This window comes from Mycetocola sp. Y442 (genome assembly GCF_056898615.1).
In genome coordinates this window covers 916,055-928,929 of sequence record NZ_JBXHBV010000002.1, presented here as the reverse complement: position 1 = coordinate 928,929, position 12,875 = coordinate 916,055, and the positions used below count along the sequence as shown (strand labels likewise).

11 protein-coding genes are annotated in these 12,875 nt (G+C 64.8%); 4 read left to right on the top strand and 7 right to left on the bottom strand.

The window, feature by feature from the left end:
• Positions 1-187 precede the first annotated feature (187 nt).
• On the top strand, positions 188-1,465 hold the full coding sequence (locus AC1X6S_RS10875; RefSeq protein WP_483405754.1) for a uracil-xanthine permease family protein: 1,278 nt from the start codon (positions 188-190) through the stop codon (positions 1,463-1,465).
• Positions 1,466-1,556: 91 nt separating this feature from the next.
• Here the strand turns inward: AC1X6S_RS10875 and AC1X6S_RS10870 are convergent, their stop codons facing one another.
• The 4 genes from AC1X6S_RS10870 to AC1X6S_RS10855 all read right to left on the bottom strand — a co-directional run bounded on the left by AC1X6S_RS10870 (position 1,557) and on the right by AC1X6S_RS10855 (position 6,043).
• Positions 1,557-1,889 (bottom strand): peptidase, encoded by a 333-nt coding sequence (locus AC1X6S_RS10870; RefSeq protein ID WP_483405753.1) that lies wholly within the window; start codon positions 1,887-1,889, stop codon positions 1,557-1,559.
• Positions 1,886-3,061, bottom strand: a complete 1,176-nt coding sequence (locus AC1X6S_RS10865) for an inorganic phosphate transporter (RefSeq protein WP_483405906.1) — start codon at positions 3,059-3,061, stop codon at positions 1,886-1,888. Before AC1X6S_RS10865 ends, AC1X6S_RS10870 begins: the two co-directional genes overlap by 4 nt.
• Before the next feature lie 156 nt (positions 3,062-3,217).
• Positions 3,218-5,128 carry a DUF2207 domain-containing protein gene (locus tag AC1X6S_RS10860; RefSeq protein ID WP_483405752.1) on the bottom strand — a complete coding sequence of 637 codons (1,911 nt, stop codon included), beginning with the start codon at positions 5,126-5,128 and terminating at the stop codon, positions 3,218-3,220.
• A gap of 75 nt (positions 5,129-5,203) precedes the next feature.
• Complete coding sequence (locus tag AC1X6S_RS10855) at positions 5,204-6,043, bottom strand: aldo/keto reductase (protein WP_483405751.1); 840 nt, start codon at positions 6,041-6,043, stop codon at positions 5,204-5,206.
• Positions 6,044-6,085: 42 nt separating this feature from the next.
• Here AC1X6S_RS10855 and AC1X6S_RS10850 point away from each other — a divergent pair, with 42 nt between their 5' ends.
• On the top strand, positions 6,086-8,215 hold the full coding sequence (locus AC1X6S_RS10850) for a S9 family peptidase (RefSeq protein WP_483405750.1): 2,130 nt from the start codon (positions 6,086-6,088) through the stop codon (positions 8,213-8,215).
• 100 nt (positions 8,216-8,315) lie between these two features.
• Here the strand turns inward: AC1X6S_RS10850 and AC1X6S_RS10845 are convergent, their stop codons facing one another.
• Complete coding sequence (locus tag AC1X6S_RS10845) at positions 8,316-9,344, bottom strand: 6-phosphofructokinase (protein WP_483405749.1); 1,029 nt, start codon at positions 9,342-9,344, stop codon at positions 8,316-8,318.
• Positions 9,345-9,497: 153 nt separating this feature from the next.
• Here AC1X6S_RS10845 and AC1X6S_RS10840 point away from each other — a divergent pair, with 153 nt between their 5' ends.
• Positions 9,498-9,767, top strand: a complete 270-nt coding sequence (locus tag AC1X6S_RS10840) for a mycoredoxin (protein WP_483405748.1) — start codon at positions 9,498-9,500, stop codon at positions 9,765-9,767.
• Positions 9,768-9,859: 92 nt separating this feature from the next.
• A complete protein-coding gene (locus AC1X6S_RS10835) occupies positions 9,860-10,171 on the top strand; it encodes a hypothetical protein (RefSeq protein WP_483405747.1) in 312 nt (103 codons plus the stop codon).
• A gap of 34 nt (positions 10,172-10,205) precedes the next feature.
• Here the strand turns inward: AC1X6S_RS10835 and AC1X6S_RS10830 are convergent, their stop codons facing one another.
• Positions 10,206-10,580, bottom strand: a complete 375-nt coding sequence (locus AC1X6S_RS10830; RefSeq protein WP_483405746.1) for a DUF6804 family protein — start codon at positions 10,578-10,580, stop codon at positions 10,206-10,208.
• Positions 10,581-10,582: 2 nt separating this feature from the next.
• Entirely contained in the window at positions 10,583-12,769 is a 2,187-nt protein-coding gene (locus AC1X6S_RS10825) for a DEAD/DEAH box helicase (RefSeq protein WP_483405745.1), read from the bottom strand.
• Between the last annotated feature and the right edge of the window lie 106 nt (positions 12,770-12,875).

The window sequence follows — 12,875 nt, the reverse complement described above, 5'->3', positions numbered from 1 at the left end:
GGCCTTTCCGAACAGGAGAATGGGATGAAACCGGCTGGCGCCAGACACACGAGCCAGGAACGGGTGACCCGTGCACGCGTAACGCGCAGACTGCCAGTTTATTGCCAGCCTTGTGCTCGTCCGCGCACCCCGGTTGTTTGCGAGTACGGTATCGCAAGGACCACGCCCGAAAATGAGACGAGATCGAATGAATTTACCCTGGACGCTGCACGGTGACGGTAAGGATGTCGGCGCGCGCGAAGTCGTCGCGCCACAGGAGCGACTGACCTGGCCACGCACGATAGGCCTCGGCGCCCAGCATGTCGTGGCCATGTTTGGCGCCACGTTCCTGGTCCCGATCCTCACCGATTTCCCGCCGTCGACCACACTGCTGTTTTCGGGAATCGGCACACTGCTGTTCCTCATCATCACCAAAAACCGCCTGCCAAGTTACCTCGGCTCGTCGTTTGCCTTCATCGCTCCGATCACCGTTGCGACAACAGCGCAGGGCATGGGAAGCGCGCTTTTCGGCATCGTCATCGTCGGCCTTCTGCTCGCACTCGTCGGACTTCTCGTGCAGTTCACCGGCATCGGCTGGATCAACGCGCTCATGCCGCCTGTCGTCGCCGGCGCCATTGTTGCCCTGATCGGGTTCAACCTCGGCCCTGCCGCCTGGAACAACTTCCAGCAAGCCCCGCTCACCGCGACGATCACGCTTTCAGCGGTGATTCTGGCATCCGTCCTTTTCCGTGGCATCCTCGGCCGGATGTCCATTCTCATCGGCGTGATCGTCGGGTACATCGCCGCAGTGGTTGCCGGTGAGATCGACTTCTCCAGTGTTGGCGATGCGGCCTGGGTGGGTCTCCCGCAATTCAGTAGCCCAGGCAACCCGTTCACCGACTCAGCACTCTGGGCGGTGCTCCCCGCGTTCCTGCCGGTCGTGCTCGTCCTTGTCGCCGAGAACGTCGGACACATTCGGGGTGTCGCACAAATGACCGACGACCCCACGATCAATAAACTCACCGGGCGGGGCCTCTTCGCCGATGGTCTCGCAACGGTCGTTGCGGGAATGGGCGGCGGTTCGGCAACCACAACATACGGCGAGAACATCGGTGTCATGGCCGCAACGCGCGTCTATTCAACCGCCGCGTACTGGGTCGCTGGCATTTTTGCCATCCTCCTCGGGCTCTCCCCGAAGGTCGGAGCGGTGATCAACACGATTCCTGCCGGGGTCCTCGGCGGGGTGACGACGGCGCTCTACGGCCTGATCGGAATCATCGGCGTGAAGATCTGGATCGACAACCGGGTCGACTTCTCACTGCCGAAGAACCAGTTCACCGCGGCGATCGCCCTCATCCTCGGCATCGCCAACTACACCCTGCAGTTCGGGGATGTGATCTTCAACGGGATTGCGCTCGGAACCCTCGCGGCGATCATCGTTTATCACGTGATGAACTCCCTCGGTCGGCTCCGCGGGACCGGCTAAGGCGCGACGCGCTGCGCGCCGACAGAGCGCCACGCACAAAGCCCCCGGCCCCGACGCATCACGCGTCGGGGCCGGGGGCTTTGTCGTTGTGCTAGCTGTGCAGGGCTGGCACGATGAGGTAGATACCGAACAGTACTGCCGCGCCGCAGAGCGCGAAGCAGGTGTATGCGGCGATCTGGGCGATCCGCTTCTGCGTCGGGGACAGCGGATTCTTCCTGACGGCCTTGGCGGCCTTCTTCGCGGCCGACTTAATCTCGGCCTCGGTAAACACCGTGATTGCGTCGGTGAAAGTAGCCGGCGTAACAACCGGCACACGGCCCGCCCGCACGAGCAACTTCAGCCCGAGAGAGTACAGGCCGACAACGACGACGGTGCCGGTGAGCGCCGCCAGCAGGACGATAACGAACCCCATCCAGTCGATCACTTGGTCACCTTCTTGATGTCGGGCTCTGGAGCAATCGAGACGGCTTCACCGGACGCTGCGACCTCGCTCACGACGTTGTGGTGGCCGACCTGGTCGCGGCGAGACCACAGGAAGATGAAAGCGATGGTACCGATGCCGACGACGGCGTCAACGATGACACCCCACGTGCCGAGGTGCGCGACGAGGGCGGCGAGAGCACCGACGATGGCAGCGGCGGGAAGCGTCATCAGCCAGCCGAGGCCGATCCTGCCCGCGGTTTTCCAGCGCACTGTGGAGCCGCGGCGGCCGAGCCCCGAGCCGATGACGGAGCCGGAGGCAACCTGCGTTGTCGACAGCGCGAAACCAAGGTGGCTCGACGCGAGGATGGTTGCGGCGGTGCTGGTCTCGGCGGCGAAGCCCTGCGCCGGCTTCACGTCGGTGAGGCCGGTACCGAGGGTCTTGATGATGCGCCAGCCGCCAACGTAGGTGCCGAGAGCGATAGCGAGTGCACAGACGACCACAACCCAGAACTGCACGCCGTCACCCGGTGCCTGAAGGTTGACCGAGATGAGGGCGAGGGTGATGACACCCATCGTCTTCTGAGCATCGTTGGTGCCATGCGCGAGGGCAACGAGCGAGGACGAGAAGATCTGGCCGTACCGGAAGCCCGAACGTCCGTCCGGCTTGCCGTCGTAACGGCGGGTGACGCCGTAGGCCAGCTTGGTGGCGATGAAGGCAATGAGCATGGCGGTGAGGGGGGCGAGGAGCGCCGGCAGGAGCACCTTGGAGGTGAGCACGCCGAAGTCAATGGCCCCGACACCAGCCCCGACGAGGGCGGCACCGATGAGCCCGCCGAACAGCGCGTGGGAGGAGCTGGACGGCAGTCCGAGCAGCCAGGTCAGCATGTTCCAGACGATCGCGCCGATCAGGCCGGCGAAGATGAGCTCCGGCGAGATCAGGACTCCACCTTCACCCTCGCGGATGATTCCACCCGAGATCGTCTTGGCGACCTCGGTCGACAGAAACGCACCGATCAGGTTGAGGATCGCCGCAAGCGTGACAGCCATCTTGGGCTTGAGAGCCCCAGTGGCAATCGGGGTCGCCATAGCGTTCGCTGTGTCGTGGAATCCGTTGGTGAAGTCGAAGAAAAGGGCAAGTGCTATAACAAGCACGATAATGAGGGTGATATCCACCGGCATAGTTCTCTGAGTAGGGACTCGCCCGGGCACGGGAATCCCTAAAAGTTCAGGAGGGGTTCATGTGATCGAGGTTGCCAGTTGAGGGGCCGTAAACGATGATTACACCCCTCGATCCAGCCGTCAACTTGACACCCCCGTTTGGGCAAACGCTCAGCGGCCCCCGCCGCCTCCGCCGCCGCCACCGCCGCCGGAGAATCCACCACCGCTCGAACCACCGCTCGAGCTCGCAGTCGCGCTGGCGGACCACGGTGTCGACGCCCCGGACGAGGTCGCGAATGTACTCAGTCCCGCGGTGAAACCGTATGGCGAGAAGCCTGACCGACTCGAGTACCAGTCCGGATCGGTGCCGGTGGTTTCGTAGTACCTGCCCAGTTCTTCCGCCCATTCCTTCTCGATTCCCCACAGGACAGCGAAGGGAAGCAGCTTCTCGTGGAACTTGATCACCTCGACGGTGTCACCGGGGTTCACCGTGTCCTCGACCCTCACCCGTTCGGCGCCCTCCGGGCTTTGGAGCATGGCGATCCGGTCCTTTTCGGCGAGCGCCAGGTACTCCCTGAGCCCCAGCAGGTAATCCTTCATCTCGGCCCCCTCGGGCGTGAGCGCTTTCTTCGATGAGACAGCGAGCAGCGTGCCGATCGCACAAATCAGCCCGATGACGAGCGCGAATCCCAGCCACGCATTGACCGCATACGACGCCACACCGACACAGAAGAGCGCGAACAGCACAGCGAAAACGGCGAGAGCGAACAGGGCGAACCAGCCGGCGCGCGGTACTTTACGTTTCACGCGGTAGCCGGCAGCGACCGAAGCATCCGTCGCTTTCGTCGTCATGGCCTGGAGCTTCTTGCTGAGCGTGGTGTTCGTTGCGCTGAGCGGCATGATCATATTCGGACGCCTTGTTGCGCCGAACAGGGCGTCGAGCGCCTCGAGATCGGCGGCCGATGCGCCGGCGTCCGTGAGGAACTGAATACGGTACTCGCGTTTCTTCGCGCCGAGCTTCGACGACTCACCATCGTCGAGAATGCGGATGTTTCTCCTCACCGCAAGGCTCAGGAACAGGGCAGGGATGGCCTTCGTGATCTTGCCGATCAGGTCGGCGGCCACCACGATGTCCACGCCAGCTGGCACCGTGTACTGCGGGACTATGGTTCCTCGCCCTGGCGCATCCCTGACGTTTCGCCGCCTGGTGAAGACGGCGGCGATAAGACCGATCAGTCCTGCGCCGGCGATCCCTGCCGGGACCACGGTGAAGACGGGCCAGGTCGATGGGATCTCCGGCGTGACGAAGGTACCCGGTTCAAAGCCGATGGCTACGGTGAACGTTTCGTGCGGAGCCAGTCCGGTGACGGGCGAGGCGAACTCGACGGTCCCGTCCGTCGCCGTCTCTTCGAGCTCACACCTGTCGGTCGATCCCTGGGGACCCGTGTAGCAGGCTGCAGCGCCCGTCAGCTCGCTCGCCAGTTCCTCCGGCACGACGACCCGCATCTGCGCCTCGGTGAAGGGCTGGTTCCAGCCCGTTCCCGGTGCATCCCAGTAGAACTCGTCAGCGTCAGTGTCTGCGAACGCCCGGACAGCATCCTTCTGGGTGTACTCGATCACGTAGGTCTGGGTGCCACGGACGTAATCGTCAGTACCGAGCGCGAGGAGGATGAACCCGTCTTCGGTTTCGGAGTCGTCGAACTCGACCGGGTTGCCTGCGGCATCCGTCACCGACTGGATCTCGGTGTGCAGGTTGACGCCAAGGTATCCCTCGGGAATCGCCCGGATGATGCCCTTGTTCTGGTCGAACTCGGGGAACTCGGCGACGAACGTCTCGACGGCTGTGAGCGTTGAGTTGCCGTTGTCGTCCCTGCCGAGCGTGTACTCCCCGTCGAACGAACTGAAGGTGAAGTCGTCGACATCCGAGCGGATGCCTGCCTCCGCCTGCTGCGGCACGGCGGCGGTCGCGGGGATCCCCGCTGACATCACCAGCGCCCCCGTGACGGCGAGAAATACCGCCGCGCGGCGAGCGAACCTGGAACGGACTGACTGTCGGGACGGCGATGTCGGCTGGAGCGTCATGCCACCAGCCTAGAAGACCGGCATCCCGGCTCACGCACAGGATCCGCGACGTCCGCGAGCGTCGCGGACCCGCCCCTACATCTCTTCGTGGGTGTTCGGGTCGCCGCCGAACAGTCGCCCGTTCTCCCGCCCGAGTGCAGTGATCGCGGCCAGTTCCTCGGCGGACAGGTCGCCACCGGGGAGTGAGAAGTTCTCCAGCTGCCGCTCGCGGTTTCCTGACTTCGGCAGCGGGACTGTGCCGCGCTGCGTGTGCCAGCGCAGGATGACCTGCACCGGGGTGATCCCGTGTTCGCGAGCGATGTCGACGACGACCTCGTCCTTGTACGGCGCCGCGCCTTTTCCGAGCGGGCTCCAGGCCTCAGTGACGATGCCGCGCTCGGTGTGAAATTCGATGAGGGGCTCCTGCGGAAAGTACGGGTGCACCTCGATCTGGTTCACCGCGGGGAGCACACCCGTCTCGGCGCCAAGCCGTTCGATGAACTCCTGAGTGAAGTTCGACACACCGATGCTGCGAACCCGGTGGTCCCTCTGCAGTTGCACCATCGCCTTCCAGCTCTCGGCAAACTTTCCGACCGACGGGTTCGGCCAGTGAATGAGATAGAGGTCGATGGTGTCGACGCCGAGCGCGCTGGCAGAGGCATCGAACGACCGCAGGGTCTCGTCGTAGCCGTGGTCGCGGCCCGGCAGCTTCGTTGTGAGCGTGATCTCCGATCGAGGTACAGAGGTCTCCGCGATCGCGCGGCCGACAGCATCCTCATTGCCGTAATTCACAGCGGTGTCGATCAGCCGGTAGCCGATTTCGAGAGCGGATGCCACGGCATCCGTCGCCTCCTGACCCTTCAGCGGGTAGGTGCCGAATCCGATTCCTGGAAGCTGGTTGCCGTCATTGAGCGTGAGCGAGCGGAGAGAAGTCATGTGTCGACCCTATGCCCGGGTGATGCCCGGTAGCGTGGAATCATGCCTGATATTTCCGCACCTCGCGCTGCACCTCGCGCCGCGAAGCGCCCCACCGAACGGACTCACCACGGCGATACAGTCGTCGACGACTACGAGTGGCTGCGCGACAAGAGCAACCCCGAGGTGATCGCCCACCTCGAAGCCGAGAACGCCTGGACCGATGCGCAGACCGCGTCACTCGCTCCACTCAGGCAGAGGATCTTCGAGGAGATCAAGGGACGGACCCTCGAGACCGACCTCAGCGTTCCCGTGCGTGAGGGCGACTGGTGGTACTACTCGAGGAGCATCGAGGGCAAGGAGTACGCCCTGCACTGTCGGGCGCCCATCACAGACCCGCTCGACTGGACTCCGCCGACCCTCACCCCCGGCGTCGACGTCGCCGGTGAACAGGTGCTGCTCGACGGCAACGTCGAGGCCGATGGGCACGAGTTCTTCTCGCTCGGCTCGTTCGACGTCTCGCTCGACGGCCGGCTGCTGGCCTGGGCCGTCGACACCGAGGGTGACGAGCGGTACACCCTCCGGATCCGTGACCTGGTGACGGGCGTCGACCTGCCGGACGAGATTCCCAACACCTCACACGGCGCGACCTTCTCCCCCGACGGCGCCCACGTGTTCTACACGACGGTTGACGAGTCCTGGCGACCGGACACGCTCTGGCGGCACGAGGTCGGCACGGCGTCGAGCGCCGATGTCGTCGTGCTCTCCGAGCCGGACGAACGGTTCTGGGTCGGCGCCGGAGTCACCCGGAGCGCGAAGTACATCATCATCGTGGTCTCCTCGAGCGTCACCAGCGAGTGGCTCATCCTCGATGCTGCTGACCCGACCGCCGAGCCGCGGGTGGTCTGGGAACGCCGGGACGAGGTTGAGTACTCCCTCGAGCACGCCGTGATCGGCGGCGAGGACTGGTTCCTCATCCTTCACAATGACGGTGCCCCGAACTTCGAGCTGGTCGCTGTGCGCCCGGATGCCGTCGGCACCGGCCCGGCGGACGCCATCGTCGTGCGTGAACACAGTGCCGAGGTCAGGCTCGAGGACGTCGAGGCGTTCGCCGGCCACCTCGTGTTCGGTTACCGGCGGGCGGGGCTCAGCCAGCTCGGCATCGCGACACTGGACGGGGTCGACTCCCCCGCTGCTCTCGCCGTCGACGAGGTGCCGTTCACCGAACCGCTGTACACCGTCGGGTCGTCGAGCAACCCCGAGTGGACGCAACCGACGGTCCGATTCGGGTTCGGCTCACTGGTCACACCCGCGACGGTGTTCGACCTCGACGTACGCACCGGTGAGCTCGCCCTGCTCAAGCAGCAGCCGGTGCTCGGCGGGTACGACCCGCTCGACTACGAACAGAAACGCGAGTGGGCGGTCGCCGACGACGGGACACGGGTCCCCATTTCGCTGGTCTGGAAGAAGGGAGCGGCCCACCCCGGTCCGCTCGAGCTCTACGGGTACGGCTCATACGAGGCGAGCATGGACCCGGCGTTCTCAGTGGCGCGGCTGAGCCTCCTGGACCGAGGCGTCACGTTTGCCATCGCGCACGTCCGCGGCGGTGGCGAGCTGGGCCGCGCGTGGTACGAGAACGGCAAGACGCTGGCCAAGAAGAACACGTTCACCGACTTCGTGGCGTGTGCACGTCATCTCGTTGCCGAGGGGTACACCACACCAGAGCGGATGGTCGCTGAGGGCGGAAGCGCGGGAGGCCTGCTCATGGGCGCCGTCGCGAACCTTGCCCCTGAACTCTTCGCCGGCATCCTTGCCGCTGTTCCCTTTGTCGACCCGCTCACCAGCATCCTCGATCCTGATCTTCCGCTCACCGTCATCGAGTGGGACGAATGGGGAAACCCGCTTGAGGACGCCGGAGTCTACGAGTACATGAAGTCGTACTCGCCGTACGAAAACGTGCGGGAGGGAGTCGATTACCCGCAGATCCTCGCGGTGACGAGCCTCAACGACACGAGGGTGCTCTACGTTGAGCCAGCCAAGTGGGTGGCCCGCCTGCGCGAGGTGGGCGCGCCGGCACTGCTCAAGATCGAGATGAGCGCCGGTCACGGCGGAGTCAGCGGCCGGTACAAGGCCTGGCACGAGCGCGCTTACGAGCTCGCCTGGCTGCTCAAGGTGCTGGGTCTGGCCGACTAAACGCCGAACGCTGCACTTCCATGCTCAAGCTGCAGATGTTTCTGCAGCGCGGGCATGGAAGTGCAGCGCTCGCGAGGATGGCTGAGCCGAGACGTACGGCTTAGCCGAACAGGATTGCGGCCTCGTCGTAGCGCTCCTGAGGAACCGTCTTCAGGCCGCCGAGGGCATCCTCAAACGGAACGTTGACGATGTCGGTGCCGCGCAGCGCGACCATGGTGCCCCACTCCTTCTTCATGACGGAGTCGATGGCAGCCATGCCGAGGCGGGTGGCGAGCACGCGGTCGTACGCGCTCGGTACGCCACCGCGCTGGAGGTGCCCGAGCACCGTGGCGCGGGACTCGATACCTGTGCGCTCCTCGATGATGGGGGCGAGCACGTCGGCGATGCCGCCGAGGCGGGGACGGTTGAACGCGTCGAGCCCCTTCTCGGAGTGAGCGCTCTCCATGGTGTCGAGCGTGAATCCCTCTGAGACCACGATGACCGGGGCGCGTCCGCGGTCTCCGACGCTCTTCGCCCACTCGCAGATCTGATCGATCGACTGCGGCTGCTCCGGGATGAGGATCGCGTGGGCGCCTGCTGCCATGCCGGAGTGCAGCGCGATCCAGCCGACGTGGCGTCCCATGACCTCGACGACCATGCAGCGCTTGTGTGACTCACCAGTGGTGCGCAGCCGGTCGATCGCCTCGGTGGCGATCTCGACGGCGGTGTCGAAGCCGAACGAGTAGTCGGTGGCATCGAGGTCGTTGTCGATGGTCTTCGGCACGCCGACGATCTGGAGTCCGGCATCCGTCAACCGCTTCGCCGCTGCGAGAGTGCCCTCTCCACCGATCGCGATGAGCGCGTCGATCCCGAGCCTGTCGAGTGTCGCCTGGACGTTCTCGGGGCCACCGTGCGGACCCTCGAACGGATTCGTGCGGCTGGTGCCGAGGATGGTGCCACCCTGTTTGCCGAGGCCGCGGACGCTGTGCCGGTCGAGCGGCATGGTCAGTCCCTCGACGACACCCTTCCACCCATCGCGAATTCCGATGAACTCCTGGTTGTGGATCTTGGTGCCTTTCAGCACGGCTCCACGGATGACGGCGTTCAGTCCGGGGCAGTCGCCGCCGCTGGTGAGTACACCAATTCTCATAGGGTTACGTTCCTCATACGGTAGATGGGGGAATGAAAAGAGCAGCGTCGTTGCTGCAATGAGGATAGCGTGAAGCACGCGCCGGGGTTTACCCGCCGGCGTACCGCGACCCGCAATAGACCGAGAACAGTAGCAAGAAAGCCCCACGAAATCATGAGCACAACGACCAGTTACATTCCCGAAGACGGCACCATCACGATGTTCTCAACGGGATGGTGCGGTTACTGTTCACGACTGAAGAGCCAGCTCGACAAGGCCGGAATCGGGTACACCGAAGTCAACATCGAAGAGGTCCCGGGAACTGCCGAGTTGGTCGCGAGCCTCAATGGCGGCAACCAGACGGTCCCGACGGTGATCTACCCGGATGGCACCTCCGCGACCAACCCGTCTCTCATCGCCGTCAAGGCTGCGCTCGGCGCTTGAGCCCCGGCGTGTAATTGCGCGCGGCTGAACAGCATCCGCTTCGAGAGCGCAAGGGGTAGCCTCGGCCGTCACCGTCGCCGTAGCCTCGAGCCATGACCGACGCACAGAACACCCCAAAGACCGGGCCGAACACGGAAAACACCGAGGGAACCGCGAACACCGCGACCTCGAACGACCCGCTGACCGATTTCTCGATTCCGCAGGACGCCGACATCGTCGCCGATGATGCCGCTGGTGACCCGGAGTCACACGACTCGGGTTCCGGTTCGGTCGAGAACAACGCAACCGGCCACGACACGGCGTCAGACAATCCGAGCGGACAGTCCGACCGTGTTGCCGAGAATCCGGCCGTTGACGCGGCCACTCCTGCCGAAGCCGAGGAACTCGCACCAGACCCGGGCTAAACCCTCAATCAGCGGAACACAGACCGCCGTTGGCCTAGCGCCTGCGGCGGTCTTCTGCGTGTGCGTCTGCCGGGGTGTCGACCTTGATCATCACACCGGCCGCGACGAACGGAATCGCCGCGATCAGCTGTGCAGCGAACCAGCCGTCACCGGAGAGCGGCAACGGGAACACCGGGTTCCACAGCACGATGATGGGCACGAGGACGATCAGCCACCAGTACTGCCTGCCCTGGATCGCGAACCAGCCGATGATCACCGCGAGGATGGTCACGGCGAAGTGCACCGCGATGAACCATGAGTCCTCGATGAACGCGACACCCGCCATCAGGACGATGGCGGCGAGGATGCCGGGGGCGAGGGCAGGCCTCGAGAACGTCGGTTCGGCAGGCCGTGCCTGTGGTTTCGCCACGATTACGCCGCCAGCGCGTCGCGCAGCAGCGCGACGAGAGCGTTGAGCTGGACGGAATCGCTCGTCGTGATCTCCTGGTCGCTGCCGTCGAGCGCCCGAGCCGCGAGGCCCTGCTTGCTGTCGATGAGCTCGGCGATCTTCGCGTCGATAGTGTGAGCAGCGATGATCCGCCACGCCGTCACCGGCTCGTCCTGGCCGATGCGGTGAACGCGGTCGATCGCCTGCGTCTGCTCCGCAGCGGTCCAGCTGAGCTCGGCAAGAACGACGTTCGACGCGGCCTGCAGGTTGAGTCCCACTCCCGCAGCGGTGAGCGAACAGACAGCAACGGCCACGTCCGGGTCGTTGTTGAAGGCATCGATCGCGGCCTGGCGGGCCGGAGTCGACTGGTCTCCACGGATCGACACCGTACGGATGCCGCGGCCGGCGAAGACCTGCTCCGCTGTGTCCATGACGTCGATGTGCTTGGCGAAGAAGACGACCTTGCCCACCGAGTGAGCCAGCTGCGCCGTGTAATCGGCCGCGAGCACTGCTTTCGCCTGGCCGATCTTGCGCACCATGGTGAAGACGTTCTCCGCTCCCCCAGACGCCTTGGACTCGTCGAGTTCGCCCTGGGCGACGAGACGCATGATGTCGGTGTCCGGTTCTCCGGCCAGCGACGCGCGTTCCCCGCGTGCCTCGATGATGCGACGGTACTTTGCAAGCAGCCGGGCGCCGAGTTCGCGCTCGGCGTCGCGGATGGAACGCCCGAGGTCGTCGTCGAGTTCGACGGGAAGGTCGGCGATCATCTTCGACGGCAGGTCCTTGGCGACGTCGATCTTGCGACGACGGACGATGCCCATGTCGATGACGGCACTGCGAGCCTCGGGGTAGAAGTCGCGGTCGGCCGGGGTGAGTCCGGTCTCCTCGAGCTTCGCCATGAGTTCGGGTGCGGGCTTGTCGCCATCGACCCAGCCGAGGAACTGCCAGATGGCATTGAAGTCCTCGACATCGTTGATGAGCGGCGTACCGGTGAGCGCGAGCATCAGCGGGTTGCCGCCCGGTGTCAGCTTGCGGATACGCGACGCGAGCGACAGCACGTGCTGTGAACGCTGCGAGTGCAGGTTCTTGATGAAGTGCGCCTCGTCGACGACCATGCCCTTGAACCCGAGGGTTCCCAGCCAGGCGAGGTGACGGTCGAGCACTTCGTAATTGACGATGACGACATCGGCGAACGCATCGAGGTCGCGACCGTCACCGTGGATGACCGTTGCGCGGCGGTTGGGCGCCCAGCGCTCGACCTCTCGTGCCCAGTTCATCTTCACGACGTTGGGGACGACGGCGAGCAGCGGCCACGCGTCGGCGACGCTGGCGGCGAGGATCGACTGCGCGGTCTTGCCGAGCCCGGGCTCATCGGCGAGCAGGAAGGTGCGGTGACCCTCTCGGACCGCTTCAACGAATCGGGCCTGGTGCCGCATGATCTCGCGACCCTTGGGAGAAAGCCTGTCGATCTTCGGCGCCTCGGGAAGTTCCATACTCGCGGCTCGCCCGCCTGAGCCCTGTTCGAACGCCTTGTACAGCGGGCCCATCAGTTCCCAGTTGGAGAGCCGGCCGCGAACGGGCTGCTTCACCTCCGGCTGGTCGAGGACCGGAGCGAGGAACGGATTGGCCATCAGCCGCGACTTCACGGACTGCGGGATGACCTGCTTCTCCGCGAGTTCGGCGGGAACTACGGGCTCAAGCACCGGCTTCGTTGTGGTGATGATCAGCTCGTCGGGGCTCAGCTCAGCGCCGGACTCGAGCAGCCAGTCGCGACGCAACTTCTGCGCAACCGGCGTGGTGGCGGCATCCGCTTCGAGCAGCGTGATGAGCGAGGTGTCGCGCGCGGCGGTCTTCGCAAGAATGGTCGCAACACCGTCGAGTCGCTTCAGCAGTTCCGCTCGCGTGCTGTCGCTGAGGGTGGTGTCGGCTTTGACCTTTGCCCGTTCCTCACGAACCAGGAACGCGATGACCTGGAACTTGGTCCGGTTCGTTGGCCCGACCTTGCCCTTCTGCGCCTTCGCTTCAACCTCGCGCACCTTGCGGGCGAGGATGGGGATGATCGGGGATTCGTCATCGTGTCGTGACGATGAACCGCGCGACGATGATGCGCGCGATGAAGATCCGCGGGTGGCCTGTCGGCCAGAACTGCGGCGTGTACCGGTGTGCGGCATGCTCCTCCTGAGCAGTCGAATGGCCAGGCGGATGCCGGTGGCCGAGACAGCGGGCGCCGATTACGTGACCAATCGACGCGAAGATGTTCATTGCGGATCGGCACAC